The sequence below is a fragment of the Niallia sp. NCCP-28 genome (assembly GCF_023168165.1).
Lineage (GTDB): Bacteria > Bacillota > Bacilli > Bacillales > Cytobacillaceae > Niallia.
In genome coordinates, this window is the sequence record NZ_BQYJ01000002.1 from 109966 (window position 1) to 131696 (window position 21731).

18 protein-coding genes are annotated in these 21731 nt (G+C 34.5%); 11 read left to right on the plus strand and 7 right to left on the minus strand.

Annotated features, from left to right (window positions below):
* Positions 1 to 123 precede the first annotated feature (123 nt).
* The 3 genes from NCCP28_RS05450 to NCCP28_RS05460 all read right to left on the minus strand — a co-directional run bounded on the left by NCCP28_RS05450 (position 124) and on the right by NCCP28_RS05460 (position 2526).
* Positions 124 to 474: a YtxH domain-containing protein gene (locus tag NCCP28_RS05450; RefSeq protein WP_248560397.1), complete on the minus strand. Its 351-nt coding sequence runs from the start codon at positions 472 to 474 to the stop codon at positions 124 to 126.
* 263 nt (positions 475 to 737) lie between these two features.
* Complete coding sequence (gene serC / locus NCCP28_RS05455; protein WP_248560398.1) at positions 738 to 1820, minus strand: 3-phosphoserine/phosphohydroxythreonine transaminase; 1083 nt, start codon at positions 1818 to 1820, stop codon at positions 738 to 740.
* Positions 1821 to 2103: 283 nt separating this feature from the next.
* Positions 2104 to 2526: an HIT family protein gene (locus tag NCCP28_RS05460; protein WP_248560399.1), complete on the minus strand. Its 423-nt coding sequence runs from the start codon at positions 2524 to 2526 to the stop codon at positions 2104 to 2106.
* 653 nt (positions 2527 to 3179) lie between these two features.
* Here NCCP28_RS05460 and NCCP28_RS05465 point away from each other — a divergent pair.
* From NCCP28_RS05465 to NCCP28_RS05475, 3 genes are all read left to right on the plus strand, one after another.
* Positions 3180 to 3920: an ABC transporter ATP-binding protein gene (locus NCCP28_RS05465; protein ID WP_248560400.1), complete on the plus strand. Its 741-nt coding sequence runs from the start codon at positions 3180 to 3182 to the stop codon at positions 3918 to 3920.
* On the plus strand, positions 3913 to 5130 hold the full coding sequence (locus NCCP28_RS05470; protein ID WP_248560401.1) for an ABC transporter permease: 1218 nt from the start codon (positions 3913 to 3915) through the stop codon (positions 5128 to 5130). The genes NCCP28_RS05465 and NCCP28_RS05470 overlap by 8 nt, the downstream gene beginning before the upstream one ends.
* A gap of 294 nt (positions 5131 to 5424) precedes the next feature.
* A complete protein-coding gene (locus NCCP28_RS05475) occupies positions 5425 to 6144 on the plus strand; it encodes an EcsC family protein (RefSeq protein ID WP_248560402.1) in 720 nt (239 codons plus the stop codon).
* A gap of 59 nt (positions 6145 to 6203) precedes the next feature.
* Here NCCP28_RS05475 and NCCP28_RS05480 read toward each other — a convergent pair whose 3' ends face one another.
* Complete coding sequence (locus NCCP28_RS05480) at positions 6204 to 7406, minus strand: M20 family metallopeptidase (RefSeq protein WP_248560403.1); 1203 nt, start codon at positions 7404 to 7406, stop codon at positions 6204 to 6206.
* Between the two features lie 213 nt (positions 7407 to 7619).
* On the opposite strand from NCCP28_RS05480, the gene NCCP28_RS05485 reads away from it, so the two are divergent.
* The gene (locus NCCP28_RS05485; protein WP_248560404.1) at positions 7620 to 8261 is read left to right on the plus strand and encodes a phosphatase PAP2 family protein; all 642 of its coding nucleotides are present in this window, start codon (positions 7620 to 7622) and stop codon (positions 8259 to 8261) included.
* 315 nt (positions 8262 to 8576) lie between these two features.
* Here NCCP28_RS05485 and NCCP28_RS05490 read toward each other — a convergent pair whose 3' ends face one another.
* Positions 8577 to 9977 carry a hypothetical protein gene (locus NCCP28_RS05490; RefSeq protein ID WP_248560405.1) on the minus strand — a complete coding sequence of 467 codons (1401 nt, stop codon included), beginning with the start codon at positions 9975 to 9977 and terminating at the stop codon, positions 8577 to 8579.
* Between the two features lie 431 nt (positions 9978 to 10408).
* On the minus strand, positions 10409 to 10924 hold the full coding sequence (locus tag NCCP28_RS05495; protein WP_248560406.1) for an antibiotic biosynthesis monooxygenase family protein: 516 nt from the start codon (positions 10922 to 10924) through the stop codon (positions 10409 to 10411).
* A 658-nt stretch (positions 10925 to 11582) separates the two neighbouring features.
* Between NCCP28_RS05495 and hemE the strand changes: the two genes are divergently transcribed.
* The 6 genes from hemE to NCCP28_RS05525 all read left to right on the plus strand — a co-directional run bounded on the left by hemE (position 11583) and on the right by NCCP28_RS05525 (position 19893).
* Positions 11583 to 12632 (plus strand): uroporphyrinogen decarboxylase, encoded by a 1050-nt coding sequence (hemE, locus tag NCCP28_RS05500; protein ID WP_248560407.1) that lies wholly within the window; start codon positions 11583 to 11585, stop codon positions 12630 to 12632.
* 36 nt (positions 12633 to 12668) lie between these two features.
* Positions 12669 to 13613: a ferrochelatase gene (gene hemH, locus NCCP28_RS05505; RefSeq protein ID WP_248560408.1), complete on the plus strand. Its 945-nt coding sequence runs from the start codon at positions 12669 to 12671 to the stop codon at positions 13611 to 13613.
* A gap of 547 nt (positions 13614 to 14160) precedes the next feature.
* Positions 14161 to 14733: a TetR/AcrR family transcriptional regulator gene (locus NCCP28_RS05510; protein WP_248560409.1), complete on the plus strand. Its 573-nt coding sequence runs from the start codon at positions 14161 to 14163 to the stop codon at positions 14731 to 14733.
* A 71-nt stretch (positions 14734 to 14804) separates the two neighbouring features.
* Positions 14805 to 17018: a YhgE/Pip domain-containing protein gene (locus tag NCCP28_RS05515; RefSeq protein ID WP_248560410.1), complete on the plus strand. Its 2214-nt coding sequence runs from the start codon at positions 14805 to 14807 to the stop codon at positions 17016 to 17018.
* 204 nt (positions 17019 to 17222) lie between these two features.
* Positions 17223 to 18212, plus strand: coding sequence for a lipoate--protein ligase (lplA, locus tag NCCP28_RS05520; protein ID WP_248560411.1), 990 nt, complete (start codon positions 17223 to 17225; stop codon positions 18210 to 18212).
* A gap of 403 nt (positions 18213 to 18615) precedes the next feature.
* Positions 18616 to 19893, plus strand: a complete 1278-nt coding sequence (locus NCCP28_RS05525; RefSeq protein WP_248560412.1) for a M48 family metallopeptidase — start codon at positions 18616 to 18618, stop codon at positions 19891 to 19893.
* 351 nt (positions 19894 to 20244) lie between these two features.
* Here NCCP28_RS05525 and NCCP28_RS05530 read toward each other — a convergent pair whose 3' ends face one another.
* A complete protein-coding gene (locus NCCP28_RS05530) occupies positions 20245 to 20478 on the minus strand; it encodes an IDEAL domain-containing protein (RefSeq protein WP_248560413.1) in 234 nt (77 codons plus the stop codon).
* Between the two features lie 184 nt (positions 20479 to 20662).
* Here NCCP28_RS05530 and NCCP28_RS05535 point away from each other — a divergent pair, with 184 nt between their 5' ends.
* Positions 20663 to 21253, plus strand: coding sequence for a competence protein ComK (locus NCCP28_RS05535; RefSeq protein ID WP_248560414.1), 591 nt, complete (start codon positions 20663 to 20665; stop codon positions 21251 to 21253).
* Positions 21254 to 21731 lie beyond the last annotated feature (478 nt).

Here is a 21731-nt window from a genome sequence, read left to right on the forward strand (position 1 = left end):
GTCTAATTTGTGTCATTTTTTTTGACATATTTTCATCTGTATCCAATAAAAAATAAAAAGAGAGAAAAATCATGTTAGATTTTCTCTCTTTATCGGTTAGGTGCATGATATGTATCCACTTTTTTATTTTAAGCTGGATTCTAATTCATTGACTGTAGATTCTAATTCTTTTAGTTCTATTTGAAGTTGTTCCTGATGTGGTTTAATTTCTAGTTTCCAATCATTTAAAGTTAATTTGAGATCGTCGATAAAGGAGCTAATAATCGCTTTACCTTCTACAGTAGCAGTTGTAATGGAATCTTTTATATCGGTAATGTTTACTTGTAATTCTCGGATATCTGTTAAAATCGCTTGGCTGTTGTCGCGAATTGTTTTTCTTGCATCTTTACCAGACATAGGTGTCGAAAGTAGCGTAGTAACTCCTGCGGCTATTCCTCCAATGATAACTCCTGTAAAAAATGATTTGGCACTCATATTTTCACCCCATTTTTTTTTTGCTATGTTAAAAAATGCTGTTGAATGACCCATTATTAATGGAAATCAAGATCCTTATTGCTTTAAAGATTTGTGTTATCAACAATAATCATTAACAGAGCTTTGTTTTATTATAACTTATTTCTTTCAAGGATTTCTATTTTGGGGCATTAAGCCAGAATGAAAAAGGAAAAAGCAGCATAAATAGGTAATTTCAATTAAAAGAGGGCTATTCCTTAATAGAAAGCCCCCTTGTGTTCTCATTATTTATAATTTTTTTGAAAGTTTTCCATAAAGGCAGCAAGTGCTTGAACATGATCTAAAGGAACTGCATTATAGATGGACGCACGGCAGCCGCCGACAGAACGATGTCCATTAAGCCCAATAAAACCAGCTTCTTTTGCTTGTTGAAGGAATTCTTTTGTAATTTCTTCTGTTTGTAATGTAAAAGTTACATTCATTTTAGAGCGGCTATTTTTTTCTGCGTGTCCCTTATAGAAACCATTGCTTTCATCAATGACATTGTATAAAGTTTGCGCTTTTTCGTTATTTATCGCAGCGATTCCTTCTACTCCACCATTTTGCTTTACCCATTTTAATACGAGAGATAATAGGTAAATTGCCAAAGTTGGAGGGGTGTTAAATAAAGAATTATTGCTTGCGTGTGTTTCATAGCTTAGCATAGTCGGCAAGGAAGAATTTTTTTTGATTAGCTCTTTTTTGATAATAACAACTGTTACACCAGAAGGGCCAAGATTTTTTTGTGCACCTGCATAGATAACATCGAATTGGGCGATATCAAGTGGCGTACTTAAAATATCACTGGACATATCGGCAATTAAAGGAACTTTTAAATCTGTTGGAAAAGAGTGCCACTGTGTTCCGAATATCGTATTATTGCTTGTAATATGAAGATATGCTGCATTATCAGGCACGTTAATCTCTTCGAAAGCAGGGATGTACGTATAGTTTGATTCTTTGCTTGAGGCGCAAACAGCAGCTTCTCCTATTTTGGAGGCTTCTTTTAATGCTTTTTCAGCCCAAGCGCCTGTTAAAGTATAATAGCCAACTTTATCTGTTTCCAGCAAATTCATTGGAAGCATGGTGAATTGAAGGCTGGCTCCGCCTTGAAGAAACAAAATTTCATAATCTTCTGGTATAGAAAGCAAGGCTGATAGAAGTTCTTTGGCCTCGTTATGGACATCTTCGTAATCTTTGCTGCGATGACTTAATTCCATTATAGACATTCCTGTATTGTTAAAATTCATCCAGCTATTTTTTGCTTCTTGCAGTACCCATTCTGGAAGTGCAGCAGGCCCAGCATTGAAATTATAAGCGCGTTTCATATTATCGTTTCCTCCCAATACATTCCGCAAAATCTTGCGGTAAAGACTAAAAAGTTTAATCTAATACTAACAAATTGTGAAAATTTGTACAGATAAAAATAAAACCTTTTTAAATTTTTTTTATATTTAAAAAGGTTTTATGAATTTATTGTTTTATTAATAAAACAATAAATTTATTATTATTTAGTTTAAAACCGCATAAAGTGTAAAAATGAACTATCCCTCTATATAAAAAAATTTTTATTCAATAATATTAGAGAGATTTAATTTTTTCGAAAAAAAATCATTGTATTTTTTCTTTAATTGTGTTTGCGACTTGGACAAGCTCTTCGTCTGAATAGGCATCAAAATTTGTTTTCCAAACGGCGCCAAATCCATCGCCTTTTCCATAGCGAGGAATAATATGCATATGATAATGGAAAACAGACTGGCCAGCTTTTTCACCGTTGTTATTTAATAAGTTTAACCCGATAGGCTGGTATGCATCTTTTACTGCTGTCGCCACTTTAGGCACGACTTCAAATATATTCTTAGAGATTTCTGGAGTTAATTCAAAAATATCTTTTACGTGGGTTTTTGGGACAACTAATGTATGGCCTTTTGTTACTTGGCTAATATCTAAAAAGGCAATAACATGATCATTTTCAAATACTTTTTTAGCAGGGATTTCACCGTTGATTATTTTACAAAAAATGCATTCACTCAAAAATATTACTTCCTTTCTTATCTTGTTTTTTTTATTTTATCATAGCTTTAAGAATCGTGGCAAAAGGGGTAGAGGGAATTGGAGAAAGTGCAAACCAACTTAAAAAGGCAGGACCCATACGGAATCCTGCCTAATTGAAGGGAAACTTATCGTCTACGTTTTCGGGTTATTCTCTTTGACAAACACCTCATTTATTAATGAATTGTTTACGATGAGAAATCATGATCATTGTTCAACCGAACCATCCCCTTATAACTTTATATGTTGATTAACGTATAAAGATTGGATGACAGTCTGCGACAAACACCTCATTTCAAAGTTGGAAATGATATATATTGCTTTTACGTAGGTAAAGCAACATATGGCGCTTTTGATCTTTAAGTTACACTCGACACACTGTGCAAGGCAACCATCCCCTTATTATCGAAACGAATATAAGTTTACATATAAGAATTATTTAGAATAATCTTTTGCAAACACCTCATTATTGAAGTTTTTTGTTTCAATATTTTGTGGTGCTCCCCTTCAATAAATAGAATAACCACTTTCTGAAGTTTATATACAAAAGAAAATAAAAAAATTGCTGAGCAATTATTTTTAATTATAAACAATTGTTGATACACTATTATTACTACAGCTTGGAGGTTATGTGAATGGCCCTATTAGAGATAAAAAATGTTACAGGGGGATATACACGAAATCCCGTATTAAAAGATATTAGCTTTTCCATCGATGCAAATGAAATAGTTGGACTAATTGGTTTAAATGGAGCGGGGAAAAGTACGACAATACGCCATATTATTGGCTTGATGGAACCACATAAAGGCGAGATTACAATTGATGGTTTAGTTTTTGAAAAAGAAAAAGAAAAGTATCGCAGAAAATTTACTTTTGTTCCAGAAACACCCATTCTTTATGAAGAACTAACACTAGAAGAGCATTTGAAATTGACTGCAATGGCATATGGTTTAAGCGAACAGCAATATAAAGAGCGGATGGAAGCATTGCTGACAGAATTTCGAATGCAAAAAAGGCTGAAATGGTTTCCTTCCCACTTTTCTAAAGGAATGAAGCAAAAGGTAATGATTATGTGCGCTTTTTTAGTGCAGCCTTCTCTTTATATTGTGGATGAACCATTTGTTGGATTAGATCCATTAGGGATTCAGTCTCTTTTGGATTTAATGAAAAAGATGAGGGAAGAAGGTGCAGGAATTCTTATGTCTACACATATTCTTGCAACAGCAGAAAGATATTGTGACCGTATTATCATTATTCACGAAGGAAAAATAAAATGTACAGGGACAATGGATGAATTGCGCAAAGAGTTTAATATGCCAAACGCGACACTAGACGATATTTATATTCGTTTAACAAAGGAAGAAGATTATGTTTGAGTTCAATGAAAAACAATTATGGAAGGAAAGAATTGGAAATTCAATAAAAGAATATGCACAGTATCTAAAGTATATTTTTAATGGTCATTTAGTCCTTGTATTTGTTTTTTTATTAGGAACAGCAGCCTATTATTATCAAGAATGGTTAAGCCGCATACCGCAAAATTTTCCGGTAAGTTTGATAATGTGCATTATTTTAGCATGGTTTGTCACGGCATCGCCTACCTATACCTTTTTAAAGGATGCAGATAGAATTTTTCTCATTCCTGTAGAAGTGAAAATGGCCACTTATTTTATTAAATGTATGCTTGTCAGTTTTATTTTGCAAATATATATTTTATTTATTGCTTTAGGTGTGTTTATGCCAATGTATGCTGTGCTAAACAATAATAGTTTTCAATCTTTTTGGTACTTTTTTACCATCCTGTTTGCAGCGAAGGGGCTAAATATGCTGATTCGCTGGCATGTGCAATACTTTGTTAATGTTAATTCTCATTACATAGACAATATTATTCGGTATCTTATTAATGCCGTTTTATTATATTTTGTTTTTTCAAGGGCAAGCATTCTTTTTATTATTATTCTTTTTTGTATTCTTGCTGGCTTATATCTTTATTATCAGCAGGCAACTCGGCATAAGGGGATAAAATGGGAATTTTTGATTGCCCAAGATGAAAAGCGATTAGCATCGTTTTATTTATTTGCCAATATGTTTACAGATGTGCCACAGCTGAAAAATCGTATTAAAAGAAGAAGAGTATTAGATGTTTTTGTTCGTTCCATTTCTTTTGACTCCAATAAGACTTTCACTCATTTATTTTGGAGAACTTTTTTTCGCTCTGGAGACTATTTAGGGCTTGTTCTCCGCTTAACTATTATTGGAGGAATCACTTTATTTTTCCTGTCATTTGGATCTGGACAAGTGCTATTGGCTATATTATTTTTATTTTTAACAGGGCTGCAGTTAATTCCCTTATGGAATGCTTATCAAGATAAGCTTTGGGTGGAGCTGTATCCCTTGCCTATAGCTTTGCGGATAAAGGCGTTTAAACAATTGCTTTCAATAATTTTATCGATAGAAGGAGTTCTTTTATCATTCATTATTCTTATTAAAGGAGATGTGTTGATTAGTTTCTTTTCTATTGCAGCGAGTCTTTTATTTACCTTTTTGTTCGTTACATTGTATGTTAATAAAAAGCGTCTTTCTTGAGAAAAGATTTAAAAATACATCCATTTTTAAGAATATAGACAAAGTCAAAAACGCACGCTTCGAAAGGAAGATTGAAAACGTGTGCCTCTCAAAGTGTGGAGCTTTGAGAGGAGCGACATTAATAGGTTTAAGTAATGGGCATCTGAAAAAGGCGAACAACAAAGAAATCCGGCTTTTGTCAACAGTCTGAGACATCTATTCTTGAGAAAGAAGGATGTTTTTTTTATGAAGAGAAACAGAATGGGAACCAAATGTTTTTTGTTACGTATGAATAAAAAAAGAGGAGGAATAAGTATGGAGGAATATGAGAAGTTGGTTTACATAGAATTAGCAGAATGGAAACGGAAGCTTCGTAAACGTTCATCCATGATCACTAGATTTTCCAAAAAAACACAAAATAAAATTAATGCCTATATACCTTCCAAAGCTCAAAGGGCAGTGACAGAAGCAATTAAACAAATGATTCAAACGACTCTTAAAGGATCTAACAGACTAACGAAAAAAGCTCAGAGCGAAAACATAACACTCGAGGAAAAAGACGAGCTTATGATGAAAAAAATAAATTTTTACCGAAAAACGGCAAGTGTAGAGGGGGCTAGTACAGGAGCAGGGGGAATATTATTAGGACTGGCGGATTTCCCCATACTTTTATCCATTAAAATGCAGTTTTTAATGGAAGCGGCTTCTCTTTATGGATATGATACAGAATTATATGAAGAAAGAGTTTTTCTGTTATATATTTTTCAGCTTGCTTTTTCTAGTGATGAGAAAAGAGCGGATCTCCTTGAGATAATAGAGAATTGGGAAGAATATAAAAAGGAAAAGACAGAACTTAATTGGGAACAGTTGCAAATGGAATATCGGGATTATATTGATTTTGTGAAAATGCTTCAATTAGTTCCAGGGATAGGAGCTTTTGTTGGGGCATATGCTAATTATAATTTGCTGGATCAACTAGGAGAAACAGCGAAAAATGTTTATCGAATAAGATATTTGCAGACTGCTGCTAAGTAAAAGCTTAAATAAGCAGAGTCTTTATTAGAGCATAAATGCTCTAATAAAGACGCTGTATTTTATTTCGCTATTAATGTTGGTTTTTTTAAGGATGCATCCGTATATTGCACAGCTGCAGAACATAATGTTTTGGCAGCAATCAGCATTGCTTTTTCATTAATATCAAATTTTGGATGATGGTGGGGATAAGTAGGTCCATCTGTATCTGGCTGTGCTCCTGTAAAGAAGAAAGTTCCTTTGACATGCTGCAAGTAATAAGAAAAATCCTCGCCTGTTAAATCAGGATCTCCTTCTATAGCGGTCACTCCTGGAATAGCAGAGGCGCATTGTGCAAGATATTCTGTTTCCTCTTTATGGTTGATAACAGGAGGATATCCTTTTTCAAAATTAAATGTATAAGAGCTGTTTGCTGTATAGCATGTTCCTTTAATGATTCTTTCCATTTCTTCAATAATCAATTCTTGTGCCTGTTCATTAAATGTTCGCACCGTACCACTGATTGTAGCTGTATCTGCTATAATATTCGGCGCTGTTCCGGATGTAAATGTCCCAATGGTAAGAACGGCCGATTCAATTGGATTCACTTTTCTGCTGATAATTTGCTGCAGGTTAACAACAAGAGCAGAGGCTGTTACAATGGAGTCTTTTGTCTTATGGGGCTGAGCTCCGTGTCCGCCTTGTCCTTGAATAATAATGTCAAATCCATCGGCTGCTGCCATCATTGGTCCGACGCGATAAGAAATGGTGCCAGTTGGCAAAGTAGCCCAAAGATGTGTGCCAAAAATGGCATCCACACCATCTAAGCATCCCGCCTCTATCATTGGTTTCGCCCCACCCGGATTTACTTCTTCTGCATGTTGATGGATAAGGACAAAGTTTCCAGATAAAGATTCTTTATTTTGTTCGAGAACTTTTGCTAATACTAATAAAGTAGCAGTATGTCCATCATGTCCACATGCATGCATCACACCAGGTGTTTTTGATTTATAAGGAACATCTTTTTCATCTTGAATTGGCAATGCATCAAAATCTGCACGAAGCGCTACTGTTTTTCCGGGTTTGCCTCCATAAATTTTAGCTACTACCCCATTGCCACCGATATTTCCTTGAACTTCAATTCCCAATTTTTCATAATAAGAATAGATATACTGAGCTGTTTTATGCTCATTATAGGAGAGTTCTGGATATTGGTGAAGGTATCTTCTTATTTCAACCATTTCTTGATAACTATTTTCTAAATCTAGAAACAGATTTTCTAACATTACTTTCACCTCATATAAAATTCTGAAAATTATTATTTCATATTATACCATGATAAAATGACAAGAGAAATGAAAATCAACATGCTGATACACTAAAGCATTGATTAAGTATGATATTAGGGGATTTTCGGGAAAAATAAAATTCAGGATTTTCTAGCTATACAACATTTGCTACACTAATGCTAGTAAATAGAAATGGAGGAACTAACAAGGTTGAAAAATTCTAAAGTGATTGTAGCTGGCGTAGTAATCGCCTTTATATTGTCCATCTATTTGATTATTGTTTTGGAAAGAGGAGGCAGCTTTGCCATCGATTCTGTGTTAACAGACTTTATTCAAGGAATATTTCCCCATAGCAGTTATTCTTTTTTTGAATTTCTGTCGAATTTTGGAGATAAAATAGGGATTGGGATTGTTGCTATTATTTTCATTATTTGGCTTGCATGGAAGAAACGGGATTTTCATGGAATTGCAGCCTTTGTTATTGCGATAGGGCTTGGCAATGAATTTAATAAAGTAATTAAAGAAGCAATCGCAAGACCTCGTCCTACATTTAATCATTTTGTAGATGAAAGCAGCATGAGTTTTCCAAGCGGCCATGCAATGGTGGGGCTTATATTATATATGTTTATTGCCCATTTTCTAGCGAAGGAAGCGAAATCCTCGGCTGGAAAAGGAATAATCGCCATTTGTGCTCTTTTGTTTGTACTGTTAATTGGAATTAGCAGAATTGTATTAGGTTTTCATTATCCAACTGATATTATTGGTGGATATTTAATTGGATCTATTTGGCTGTTTCTTTGGATTTCTTTATATGAACGGTTTGCAAATCGAAAAAAAGAACGAAACAAATGAAAAAGGAAGCCTGCTGGTTAGGCTTCCTTTTTCATTTAGGCTATTTTCGTATAGATTGTGGCTTTTAAAGTATCAGCCTGCAGATACTTCACTTTCCTTGGAAAAAACCTGAGCCGCTTCGTCGCTTTGCTCTTGCAAGGTCTTATCTTTTTTGCATTCTTACAGGAGTCTCCATATATGCAGGCTACTCAAGCTCTACTTCTCCTGTTTTTCTGATAAAAACAGCAAACTTTGAGAAAATAGTCTTCATTTAAAACAGTTTCCTTTTTAGCATAGATTGTTTTTTGCATAATTGATTTCTAGATAATTGAAGTTTTAGATAAGAAACATTGCAACAATGGTAGTGGCAACAAGCCCGATAATTACTGGTACTAGATTTCGTCTGGCTAATTCAAATGGATCAATATTACAAATTGCCGCTGCTGGAATTAATGCCCAAGGAATTAAAGTTCCTCCGCCTACCCAAATGGCGGCAATTTGTCCGAGAGCAGTGAGTGTGCTTATTCCTGCACCAATTGCATGTGCAAACAAACCAGCAATGGACCCTGCAAGGGAAATTCCTGAAAAGCCGGATCCATCTAATCCAGTTATTACTCCAACTGCTGTAAGGGTGATGGCGCCAATTTCTTTTGTCAGCGGTACGGTTGAAGCAAGTGCAACCCCTAGATCATTCACTAGACCATGAGAGGCTTTAGGAAGATGGTCTCCAACAATAGTAGTAAAACCCGAATCTCCAAGATAAAAGAAAGCAGCAATCGGAATGACAGGTCCAAATACTTTAAATCCAAATTGAAAACCTTCTATTAAATAGCTTGTTGTTTTTTCTAAACCTTTATTTTTATAGCTTACCAATGTAATTAAAATAAGAATTAGAATGGAGGTTCCTCCAACTAATGCAGTTGCATCTCCACCTTGAAGTTTTAAAAGAGACATTGCTACAACATCCAGGGCGAATAAAAGGGGAATAAGCAGGGCGAACATTCTTTGTTGTGTTTTGGAAAGCAAGTAGGAGTCTTGTTTCGGCAAAATGGAAGAAGAAGTGGAAGAAATGCCGGTAGTCATCGTTAACTTGCCATTCTTCATATCTTTTTTAATAAAATAAAAAGCGGCAACTGTAGTAACTGCTCCCATTACAATAACAAGTGGCACACTTGCAATCATCACTTCGTGGACAGGAATGCCAGCTGCATCTGCAGTAAGTTTTGGAGCGGCCTGAATAATAAAATCTCCAGATAAAGCAATTCCATGGCCAAATAAATTCATCGCCATTGCGACAGCAAGAGGAGGCAATCCTACCCGAATAGCTACTGGCAGCAGGACAGCTCCTATCAGCGCAACTGCTGGTGATGGCCAGAAGAAAAAGGAAATGACCATCATTAAAATTCCAATTATCCAATAAGCTAAACCTGGGGAACGAATCAATTTAGAAAAAGGAGAGATCATGACATCATTTATTCCTGTTTTCGTTAAGATTTTGCTCATCGCTACAATAATAGAAATAACCAATATGGTGGGCAATAATTCTGTAATTGCATAGATAAAACTAGTGAAAATGCTGCTAATCGATCCGCTTAATGATCCAGTTGCTGTAATGGCCAATAAAAAAATGCCAACAATACAGATGAAAGTAGTATCACGCTTCATTACCATAAATCCAATAATAAGCAATATAAATAAAACATATATCCAGTGAAGTGCTGTTAATTCTACACCCATATTCCTCGACTACTCCCTTCTAATCCGAGTGCAAAAATAGGCGATTTAACCAATTTCGGATTTACTACAGATTATGAATAGAGAGGAATTTGGTGAGTATATAGTAGAAGAAAAGTTTTAGTGGTTAAAAATGGGAAAGGGAAGTGCCTATCTTTTGAGATGGCGGGAGAGAGTTGCTTGCAAGTTATAAAGTCTAAGGCTGTCAACTGCTAGCCATACCTGTCATTTCCTCGGAAATATTCTATAATTTTGTCGGATGGCAAAGCATACTTTGTCTAATATGCAAAAAAATCTTAAAAAGTAGAGGGCAGGCTGCCTGAAAATCATTTGCTTTTTTTAAAGGAGTTTCTGGATAGGCAAATGTTTTTGTTCAGCCTGAATTTTCACTTTGCCCCTTTTTTAATAATCTGATCTCTTGGAAAGTAGCGCCTTTAGCTATTTTCTGCCGGTATAGTGAGTTGTGACAAATATGGCTTTCCATAAAAAAGATTATGTTGAGGATCATTCCAAGTTTTTTCAGGATTTTCTGTAAGGGGGGAAGAAATGTTGATTGGGTTTTGTCTCCACTTTATATATTCGCTTTTTGAAACCCATAAGCAAAAAATAATATACATATCTCCATTTTTTGGACGCAATAATCTGCTTGCTCGAAAGTCGTCCCTTTTTAGAGAAAGGGTCTTTTTGATTTCATATTCAAAAAGTGGCTTATGTTCATCTGTCACAGGGATATGGTTCATGGTAACAAACCCCTCGTTTACTAAACTGCCAGCAGAATCTATAACTTCATATCGCCGAGGCGAATGAAAAATGGTCTTTGCTGAAGTCTCATGCAAAAGAACTCCTTCCCCATTATTATTCTGCATTAAAAGCAGTGTTTCTGCTGCAAATTTTTTTTGATATTTTTTATATAAAAAATCATATGTGCCGCTAGTTAGATAAATATCCATTGTTTCCTCCTTAAATGAAGTTATTCTATTAAAGAATACGATATATAATAAGAATTTCCTGTATAAAGTCTCAAAAATTCTCAGCTAATACATTAACGTAACAGATAATGATTTATTTTTGGCTGTTTTCTATCCTTTTTGATAAGGCGGCTGCAGTTTAAAAGAGCAAAGCAGTTTTGAATACATGTAGATTCCTGCGGGAAATTGGCATGCAGCGAGGGAGAGCAAGGAGTCTCAAAAGTCTACTCACAGAAAGCGCAATGTACTCAGAAGTTGATGTAAACAGCAAAAATCTATATGCAAAGAGCGATGATTTTTAAAATATTAGATAAGTTTGTGTACTTTTTGTGACAGTTAGTTAAGTTATCTATACAGAGATAGGGGAAACAGCTATATTTAGTAGATTGTCATGTTTTATTCTATTTTATTTGAGGAACAATAAAAAAATAAATCATTTCTCTTTATTAAATTATATATATTATAATATAATAACAATTATTAATAAAAAGACAACTAAGCGAAACCTCCAATTGATAGGGATAAAATAGAGCAGCTCAAAATATGAAGTTTTTCACAAACTTTACTATAATAGATGATGAATGAAAGTAAATTTATAAAAAATAGAAGGATACACTCCGAAAGGTGGATATATTAAGTAATGGGCATGCAAATAAATGATACATTTTTAAAAGCAGCAAAGGGAGAGAAAACGGATTTTGTTCCTGTATGGTATATGCGTCAAGCTGGGCGATCACAGCCAGAATATCGAGCAATCAAGGAAAAGTATTCCCTATTTGAAATAACCCATCAGCCAGAGCTTTGTGCATATGTAACAAAGCTGCCTGTTGATCAATACAATGTGGATGCAGCTGTACTATATAAAGATATTATGACACCGCTTCCTGCTATAGGGGTAGATGTAGAAATAAAATCTGGCATTGGTCCAGTTATTGCAAATCCTATTCAGACACTTCAAGATGTAGAGAAATTAGGAGTACTGCAGCCACAAGAAGATATCAAATATGTGCTCGATACGATTAAATTGCTTACTGAAGAACAATTGACTGTTCCGTTAATCGGCTTTTCTGGCGCACCATTTACACTTGCCAGCTATATGATTGAAGGGGGTCCTTCTAGAAATTATCATAAAACAAAAGCGTTTATGCATTCAAATTCCACAGCATGGTTTGCTTTAATGGAGAAATTGGGTGATATGGTAGTTACATATGTAAAAGCGCAAATTAACGCAGGTGCAGGGGCTATTCAAATTTTTGATTCATGGGTAGGCGCATTAAGTGCAGAAGACTATCGAATATTTATTAGACCTATCATGAACAAAATTTTCTCTGCATTAAAAGACGAAACAGTCCCTCTTATTATGCATGGGGTAGGGGCAACGCATCTTGCTAAAGAATGGAATGATCTCCCATTGGATGTAGTGGGGCTAGACTGGCGTTTGCCAATTAGAGAAGCAAAAGAAAAAGGAATAACAAAAGCTGTCCAAGGAAATTTAGACCCTGCCCTTCTTTTGGCTCCTTGGGACATATTAGAAGAAAAGGCAAAAGATATTATTGATCAAGGAATAGAGCATAATGGATTTATTTTTAATTTAGGGCATGGTGTGTTTCCTGAAGTAGATCCACAAGTTCTGAAAAAACTAACAGCATTTGTTCATGAATATTCTTTGGAAGCATTAAAGAATAAATAATGTTTACTAATTGATTATAGAGATGGGTGAGGAAAGATGGCGAAAAAACAAGTTGGATTATTGGTGATGGCATACGGGACTCCATACAAAGAAGAGGATATTGAACGATATTATACACATATTAGACATGGCAGAAGACCCACTGATGAAATGCTTGAAGATTTAAAAAATCGTTATGAGGCAATTGGAGGTATTTCTCCCCTTGCGAAAATTACAATGGAGCAGGCGAAAAGTTTAGAAACATACTTGAATAAACAACAAGATGAAATAGAATTTAAGATGTACCTAGGACTAAAGCACATTGAGCCATTTATAGAGGATGGAGTAAAAAGCATGCATGAAGATGGCATTACAGAAGCTGTCAGCATTGTACTTGCTCCACATTATTCCACATTCAGCATTAAATCATATAATGGCCGAGCAAAAGAAGAAGCGGAAAAACTTGGCGGATTAACCATTCAGAGTATTGATAGCTGGTATAATGAGCCGAAATTTATTCACTATTGGGCAGAAAAAGTAAAAGAAATATTTGCTTTTATGCCAATTGAGGAAAAACAACATGCAGCATTAATAGTTTCGGCGCATAGTTTGCCAGAAAAGATTCTGCAATTTGGAGATCCCTATCCTAATCAATTAAAGGAAACGGCTGAGCTAATCGCAAAAGAAGCTGGTGTTTCTGCCTACTACAACGGGTGGCAAAGTGCAGGAAATACTCCGGATCCTTGGCTTGCTCCAGATGTTCAAGATTTAACAAAGGAACTGCATAAAAAATATGGCTATAAAGCATTTGTATATGCACCTGTCGGATTTGTATCTGATCATTTAGAAGTGCTGTATGATAATGATTATGAATGTTTAGTTGCTGCAAAAGAAGTTGGAGCCAGTTATTATAGACCGGAAATGCCAAATGCACAACCAGCATTTATTGATGCTTTAGCAACTGTTGTGTTAAATAAATTAAAAGTTTCTGCAATGAATTAAGTTGAATAGGAAATGGATAGATGCAAAAGGAAGAGAAAAGCGGGCTTATTCTAGTTATTTTCTTTTCCTTTTGCTTTTTATCACGGGGTTATGGGTTTTTTGGCTACCTATTTCAAGAAAATCTTCACTGATCGAAGTTTCATTTTATGAGAAATTAAAAAAATTCATATGATAGCGTTCGCTTATAAAGGATAGCGTGAAATGGTATTGATATAGAGATAACACTATGATATAGTGATAAACGTACTTTGTGACCAAAATATTCATTTGGTCATTTTTGTAGTCCATAAAATATTTAATTTAAAGGCTGCTTCTAGAAGATCGTTGTTTTTTGGATAATTTCCATAAGTAAATTCATGGTTAAAACAGATTGATTAGAGTGAAAGGTGCGAGACCTCTGTAGGATTAGCGGAATAGGCGATACGCCGAGGAGGCTCACCGCCCGCCCCACGGAAAGGGATCATCCTGGAACGGAAATCAAAAAAGCAACAAAGTTTACGAAAACAGCCAATTTAAAAAATAGAAGAGTAAAATGGTGGTGATATATATGGCGGTGGACAGGAGAAAACAAATTGTCGAAGCTGCATCCAAGTCTTTTTCTACATTTGGTTATAAAGCAACGACGATGGAGCAAGTCGCAAAAATTGCAAATGTAGGCAAAGGCACAATCTATACTTTTTTTAAAAATAAGGAAGAACTTTTTTCTGAAATTATCTCTGGATTGATTCAAGAGATGAAAGAAACTGCAGATGAGTCGTTTCATCCTGAACGTCCATTTATGGAGAATGTGCATAAAACACTTGTGAAGATGTTAGAATTTCGCAAAGAGCATCAATTAACGGTAAAGCTTTTTCAAGAACAAAGGGAAATGGGAACATTAGAAGTAAAAGAGGTAATTGATAGATTAGAAAGTGTAATTGTTCAATATATACGAAATCGTGTGCAAGAAGCGATTGATAAAGAGGAAGTTCAACAATGTGATACTGAATTAATGGCTTTTGTAATTTTTAAATTATATATTGCCCTTATTTTTGACTGGGAAAAACAACATGATCCACTTCAAGGAGAAGAGATAGCTGTATTTTTGGAAAAAACTTTTTTTAAAGGATTGTCCATCTAAGATAATCCTATTTTTATTAAAGGGAATGACTGAATGAACAAAATGGTCATTAAGTAATAGGAGGTAATAAAATGAAAACAGGTTTATTAAAAGCAGAAGTTTCATCCATTTTTAAAAATAGAATGAAGCTTATTTCAATCATCGCAATTATTTTTATTCCAATTTTGTATTCTGGCATTTATTTATGGGCATTTTGGGATCCTTACGGCAATTTAGAAAAACTTCCAGTTGCAGTAGTAAATGAAGACAGCGGTGCAAAAATGGATGGAAAAAAGTTAGAACTTGGAAAGGATTTGGTAGACAATTTAAAGGATAGCAATGATTTTGATTTTACCTTTGTGGAGAAGGAAAAAGGCTATAAAAACTTAGAAAATCAAAAATATTATATGCTAATTGAGATTCCTAAGGATTTTTCGGAAAATGCTACAACATTGATGGAAGATAATCCTAAAAAATTAGATTTGATATATGTTTCTAATCCAGGCTATAACTTTATTAGTGGCCAAATTGGCAATTCAGCAATGGAGAAAATTAAAGAAAGTGTAAGTAAAGAAATAACAAAAACATATGCTGAATCTATTTTTGACAATATTGGAGAAATGGCAGATGGACTGAAGTCAGCGAGTGATGGGGCAAAAAAATTGGAAGAGGGCACATCGAAAGTCCAATCGGGTTCAAAAGATGTATACAATAATTTAGCTGTACTTGCTGAAAAATCCATTGCTTTTAATCAAGGTGTTTCTTCAGCCAATGCTGGTGTCAAGGATTTGAAAGATGGTGCAGAAAATTTAGCTGAAGGGTTAGGAAAGCTGCAAACTGGTCAAAGTAGCCTTACGGATGCAGCTGGTAAACTGCAAGCTGGAGATCAATCCATTTTAAATGGAATTTCTCAAGCAACAGAAGGCATCAATAGTGTAAAAAATAGTATTCCAGCTTTAATAAATGGAACAAGCAAATTAAAGGAAGGTTCTGACTCATTATCTAATGGACTGACTAATTGGAGTGAAAAGTCAACAGAATTAGCAGATGGAGCCAAACAGTTAAATGCAGGCACAAAACAATTGCAGGAAACGATTAATTCTATGCTGCCATTGCTTGAAGGAGTACCAGAAGAAAATCAAAAAGAATTAGCAGCTGCTTTGCAAAGTCTTGTAGATGGAAGTGCATCGATTGCGGCAAACACTGAAGGCTTAGCGCAAGCTGCCAATCAGTTAGCTTCAGGTGGAGAAACATTATCAACTGGGCTAACTGATTTAAATCAAGGGCATGAGAAATTGCAGTCTGGCGTTAATCAGCTCGCAGATGGAAGCGCCAAATTACAAAGTGGCTCCCAGCAGCAAGTGGCAGGACAAAAACAATTTATTGCTGGCTTAAATACGTATTCTGAGCAATTTGGAAATGCAGTCAATGGCTCTACACAACTTGTTAAAGGAGTGGAGTCTCTTCAATCAGGGATGGATACATTAGCATCTGGTTCAAGTGCGTTATCTAATGGAACGAATAAATTAAAGGATGGTTCTAAAGAGCTGGCAGATGGTACGACTTCTTTAGTAGATGGAAGCAAGGAGCTGTCTTCCAAATTAAAAGATGGAGCAGATGATGCAAGCTCTATTCATTCTGATGATAAAACATATGATATGGTAGCTTCGCCAGTAGAGCTTAGTGATAAAAAAATCACAGATGTTCCAAACTATGGAACAGGATTGGCCCCATATTTTATCTCATTAGGATTGTTTGTTGGCGCATTAATGCTGTCCATTGTCTTTTCGTTTGATGAGCCAGAAATAATGCCAAAGAGCGGCTTCAGATGGTTTTTAAGCAAAACAGCCATCTTAGTGACAGTCGGCATCTTACAAGCATTAGTAGTTTCTTTTATTATGCTTGCTGTATTAAAAGTAGATGTGCAAAGTGTTCCTTTATTTATTCTATTTACAATTATTATTAGTCTTGTATTTTTCTCTATTATACAATTTTTGGTTACGGCATTAGGCAATCCAGGACGCTTCCTTGTTGTTATTCTATTAATCTTCCAATTAACGACAAGTGCAGGCACATTCCCATTGGAATTGATTCCTGACATATTGCAAGGAGTGCATGCACTTCTTCCAATGTCTTATTCTGTTGCAGGCTTAAAAGCGGTCATTTCAAGTGGTGATTTTGCTTTTATGTGGCATAATGCAGGGATACTAGCCATTTATCCAGCAATATTTATTATAAGCACACTTGTCTATTTCCTCGCCATGTTTAAACGCAAATATGCAAATGGCAGTCAAACAGCAGAATAATAGAGAAAAGATAGTCTGATCTTTTAGTAGGTCAGGCTCTTTTTTTCTTGATTTTCTAAGCAAATGTGCCAATAAAGTGAAATGAGTATAAATTAGATGAATAAGACGTGTAGATTAGATATAGTAAATAAGGACATAAATATTACTACTATAAAAGTTGTGTTACTATTATAATATGGAAAGATGAAAAAAAGGGGTGTCACCATGCTTTTTATAGATAATAAAGGTATAACGGATCCGCGCATTAACTTGGCAATAGAAGAATATGCGGTGAAAAATTTAGACATAAATGAAACGTATTTGCTATTTTATATAAATGAGCCATCTATTATTATTGGCAAAAACCAGAATACAATTGAAGAAATCAATACAGATTATGTAGAAGAAAAAGGCATACATGTAGTCAGAAGGCTTTCTGGCGGCGGAGCAGTTTATCATGATTTAGGAAATTTGAACTTTAGCTTTATTACAAAAGATGATGGAGACAGCTTCCACAATTTCAGAAAATTTACTGAACCTGTTGTAAAAGCTTTGCAAAGCTTAGGCGTTAATGCAGACTTGAGCGGCCGCAATGATTTGCTTGCGGAAGGAAGAAAAGTTTCTGGCAATGCTCAATACGCAACAAGGGGAAGAATGTTCAGCCATGGAACTTTGCTGTTTCGTTCAGAAATGGATCATGTTGTTGCTGCTTTAAAAGTAAAAAAAGATAAAATAGAATCAAAAGGAATTAAGTCTGTGAGAAGTCGAGTAGCGAATATTACAGAATTTTTGAAAGAGGATATAACGATTGAGGAATTCCGCAAATTGCTTTTAGCATATTTGTTTGAAGGAGAAGAAAATATTCAAGAGTATGTATTAACAGATGAAGATTGGGAGAAGATTCACATTATTTCAAAAGAACGATATCAAAATTGGGATTGGAATTATGGCAAGTCTCCGAAGTTTAATATTCAGCATTCCCACCGGTTTCCTGTCGGCCAAATCGATGTGCGTTTTGATGTAGTGAAGGGAATTGTAAAGCACTGCAAGATTTATGGTGACTTCTTTGGTGTTGGAGATGTTGCTGATATTGAAAATAGATTGATCGGTGTTCGTTATGATCGTGCTGATTTAAAAAAAGCATTAGAAGAAACGCCGATAAAACACTATTTTGGCAATGTAACAAAAGAGGATTTTCTACACCTTATCTATTAAAGATATAATTTTAAAAATGCTAAAAAGATGGCTAGCAGATAAAGCCATCTTTTTAGCATTTTTTTGATGAACCCTCCATTTTACAGTCCGCTAGAAGAGAAGAAAAGTAACAGAGTTTATTTTTCATTCGTTATTTGGCATGAACCGACTTGTGATTATTGCCTAAAGAATTTTGCAAAAAAGGGAGAATTTTAGGTAAGGAGAGAAGGTGTCCATAAAAGCTTTATCTAAGGGAATATTGTATTTCCTATATCTCCTGCTTTGCCTCAGGCTAGAATCAAGGAGGATGAAACAAACACTGATCGGAGTTTCACTTTATTTATAATTTCATAACTTCTAGTTCTAAATGAAAAGTTTTAGACTAATTATTATTAATAGGTTGTACTAGGATTGGAGGGATACAATGGCGAGGAAAATTGGATTTTATACGGTTTTATTTTATGTGGCGTACGGATTATTTTTTTATTGGTACTTATTTTATCATGCTGACACAGCTTTGCCTTTTGAATATCAAGGGTCACAAGCAGATCCAGCAACTTTTTTAAATAGCAGGGAACTTGCTCTTAGTGAGGAATATTCTAAAGTTCGCAATTTCTTATTTTTTCTGTCTACACCCTTTGAATGGGTGCTTTATATTCTTATATTAATATTCGGTTTATCAAAGGCCTATCAAAAATGGGGAGAAAAATCAGCGAAGTATAAGCTTTTGCAACAAGGGATCTATTTATTTTGGCTATCTGTAACTGCCTATATTGCCACATTTCCATTAAGCTATATCAGCTATACACTATCGAAGACATATCATATTTCCACACAAAATTTTGCAGCATGGATGAAAGATGAGCTTATAGATTTTTGGGTTAATTTCGTTTTTTTGTATCTTTTGGTTATAGTTATTTATTGGCTGATGAATAAAAGCAAAAAGCGCTGGTGGCTATACGCCTGGCTTATTTCGGTGCCATTTACCTTATTTATTACATTTATTCAGCCTGTTGTCATCGATCCCTTGTATAACGACTTTACACCTTTAAAAAACAAAGAGCTGGAAACAAAAATATTGAATCTAGCAAAAAAATCAAATATCCCAGCAGAACATGTTTTTGAAGTAAATATGTCTGATAAAACAAATGCTTTAAATGCATATGTTACAGGGATTGGCAGCAATTCAAGAATTGTTCTTTGGGACACGACGCTAAATCAATTGAAGGATAAAGAAATTTTATTTGTTATGGCACATGAAATGGCTCATTATGTAGAAAAGCATATTTATATAGGCATTGGGATTTCTTTAAGTTTATCACTTATAGGTTTATATATCATTTATAGGCTAATGCACATTATTATAGCCAAATGGGGAGATGCTTTTAAAATTAATGAGGTAAAGGATATCCGCTCTTTGCCGCTTATGCTTGCGCTGATCTCTTTTTTGTTTTTTATTTCTAGTCCATTAACCAATACTATCTCAAGGTATGAAGAGAACAGAGCAGATGAATATGCTGTAGCAATAACAGAGGATCCAGAATCAGGAATTACTACTTTTCAAAAGTTAGCGAAAACAGGGTTAAGTGAGGTAAATCCACCATTATTAGTAAAGATTTTTCGCTACAATCACCCAACTATGCTAGAACGAATAGCTGAATTGGAGGAAGCAAGCGTGCTAAAAAGAAATAGCGAAAAATAAAGGATGATGAACAATTGGAGTCTCTGCTAATTGTTGAAGCTTTTTTATAGAATATCGGAGACACGGATGGATAGTTTTTGTTTTTCTTTAAATGCTTTCTTCGTATAGATATGGTTTTTAAATGTGCAGCCTGCAACGAGTCTCTGCTTCCTGCGGAGCTCGTTTTTTCGCATTTTCATAGGAGTCTGCTTGTATTCAGGGTGCTGAAATCTATTTCCACCATTTGTCCGGTTAAAACTGCTTTTACACTATCCATTTAAACTTTTCTCTTTTTAAAAACTTTTTAGGGAGAAAGGGATAAAAGAAAATGCCACTTATTTTATGATAAAATAAGTGGCATTTTAGAATATCTTAATTACCGAAGCGCTTACATAATTGGTTGAATTCAATACTTAATTGATTAAATTTTTCTTTATCTCTTTCGTCAATGGCTTTATCAATCAGGGACATTAAGTTGTCTTTTTCTATCTTCAAATGAATTTCAGATAGCAGCATATCAATGTAAAGGTCCATCACATAAGTTTTTGCTTTTTTTCTTTTCATAGCATTTAATTTAGTTAACTCAGTGTATGACTTTTCCTTCATTTTCTTCACCCCTGATACCTTTTTAATATTATATGGTGAAATTTTCAAAATATCAATCAAATATTTTAAAAATTAAGAAAATGATTAAATAATTTGAATAAATTAGGAAAAATTAAAACTTTTAAGTAATAAGTAGTTCTTTAGTGCTATTATAGTGGGAAAGATAAGTGAAGGGGGAAATTTTTTGGTTTATATTTCAGAAATTTCGGAAAACTACAGCATTAATTTATTAACACTGGCAATCTTTCCTTTTACTACAAAAAAGGGAGAACTATTTTCAGAAATATATGAAGGGAATCAGAGTATTATTTGCAGTTTGCCGCCAAAAGAAATAATAAACAGGAATTGTATTGAATTGGGCTGTTCTTATGATGGAAAAAAAACAGGGACACGGGCGCTCATGAATTACAGCTATAAAGTGCCAATTGCAATTGATGCTTTTTCCATTTGTCTTTTTCCGACTCATTCTCCATCACATATTTCTTGCTCATGGATTTCTGTTTCTCCTATTGTAGAAGTGAAAAAAATCGGTTCTCTGCAAACAAATATCATTTTTAAAAATAATGTGGAGATTACGGTTAGCGTTTCCCATCATTCCATTACCAACCAAATATCTAGAAGCAATGCATTGCTGAAAAAGGTTAATCATAATCTAGAAAAGAAAAACAGTTCCTCCTTTTTTATTAAAAGTGAACATAAAAATAAAAAAGGAATGGAAGGGGAAAAATGTAAAGAAGACAATATTCTTTATCCAGAGGATTATGAGGAGAATTAGATATCCAATAATCGTTCTAAAGTTTATTTAATGATGTTGAATCTTTCTAGCGTGGTTTTATATGCAAGTCTTCGTTTATTAACTCTTTATGTACAGTCCTCACTGTTATTTTAATTAAGTCCCAAATAAATTTTTTGCTAATGCCACTATCATGATAATTAAGTATAGGCAGATAAATGGGGCATTCTATTAGATGCCTGTTTTGCTTTAGTGTTTTATATGAAAGTATTTTGCTTAATTTAGAGAAAAGTTTTTCAGCAAATGGCATTTTTTCGTCCATAGTTGAATTTAACTAGCAATTGGGGTAAAGTAGCGAATATAAGAATCCTTTCTGTGGTTATTCGTAGTTTTGTTAGCCGAAACAGAAATGGATTCTTTTTGCATTTAATCAAGTGCGGATAGGAAAAAGTTTTGGCATAGAAGTCTTTAACATGCATGAATGGGTTCTTGCCCTCCACCTAAGGGAAAACGAGAAATC

What these genes read in the sequence shown, in the direction of transcription:
- NCCP28_RS05450 (WP_248560397.1), bottom strand. Translation starts at nt 474, where the DNA reads ATGAGTGCCAAATCATTTTTTACAGGAGTTATCATTGGAGGAATAGCC.
- NCCP28_RS05525 (WP_248560412.1), top strand. Translation starts at nt 18,616, where the DNA reads ATGGCGAGGAAAATTGGATTTTATACGGTTTTATTTTATGTGGCGTAC.
- hemH (WP_248560408.1), top strand. Translation starts at nt 12,669, where the DNA reads ATGGCGAAAAAACAAGTTGGATTATTGGTGATGGCATACGGGACTCCA.
- NCCP28_RS05495 (WP_248560406.1), bottom strand. Translation starts at nt 10,924, where the DNA reads ATGGATATTTATCTAACTAGCGGCACATATGATTTTTTATATAAAAAA.
- NCCP28_RS05490 (WP_248560405.1), bottom strand. Translation starts at nt 9,977, where the DNA reads ATGGGTGTAGAATTAACAGCACTTCACTGGATATATGTTTTATTTATA.
- hemE (WP_248560407.1), top strand. Translation starts at nt 11,583, where the DNA reads ATGGGCATGCAAATAAATGATACATTTTTAAAAGCAGCAAAGGGAGAG.
- NCCP28_RS05515 (WP_248560410.1), top strand. Translation starts at nt 14,805, where the DNA reads ATGAAAACAGGTTTATTAAAAGCAGAAGTTTCATCCATTTTTAAAAAT.
- NCCP28_RS05480 (WP_248560403.1), bottom strand. Translation starts at nt 7,406, where the DNA reads ATGTTAGAAAATCTGTTTCTAGATTTAGAAAATAGTTATCAAGAAATG.
- NCCP28_RS05465 (WP_248560400.1), top strand. Translation starts at nt 3,180, where the DNA reads ATGGCCCTATTAGAGATAAAAAATGTTACAGGGGGATATACACGAAAT.
- NCCP28_RS05470 (WP_248560401.1), top strand. Translation starts at nt 3,913, where the DNA reads ATGTTTGAGTTCAATGAAAAACAATTATGGAAGGAAAGAATTGGAAAT.
- serC (WP_248560398.1), bottom strand. Translation starts at nt 1,820, where the DNA reads ATGAAACGCGCTTATAATTTCAATGCTGGGCCTGCTGCACTTCCAGAA.
- NCCP28_RS05530 (WP_248560413.1), bottom strand. Translation starts at nt 20,478, where the DNA reads ATGAAGGAAAAGTCATACACTGAGTTAACTAAATTAAATGCTATGAAA.
- NCCP28_RS05475 (WP_248560402.1), top strand. Translation starts at nt 5,425, where the DNA reads ATGGAGGAATATGAGAAGTTGGTTTACATAGAATTAGCAGAATGGAAA.
- lplA (WP_248560411.1), top strand. Translation starts at nt 17,223, where the DNA reads ATGCTTTTTATAGATAATAAAGGTATAACGGATCCGCGCATTAACTTG.
- NCCP28_RS05510 (WP_248560409.1), top strand. Translation starts at nt 14,161, where the DNA reads ATGGCGGTGGACAGGAGAAAACAAATTGTCGAAGCTGCATCCAAGTCT.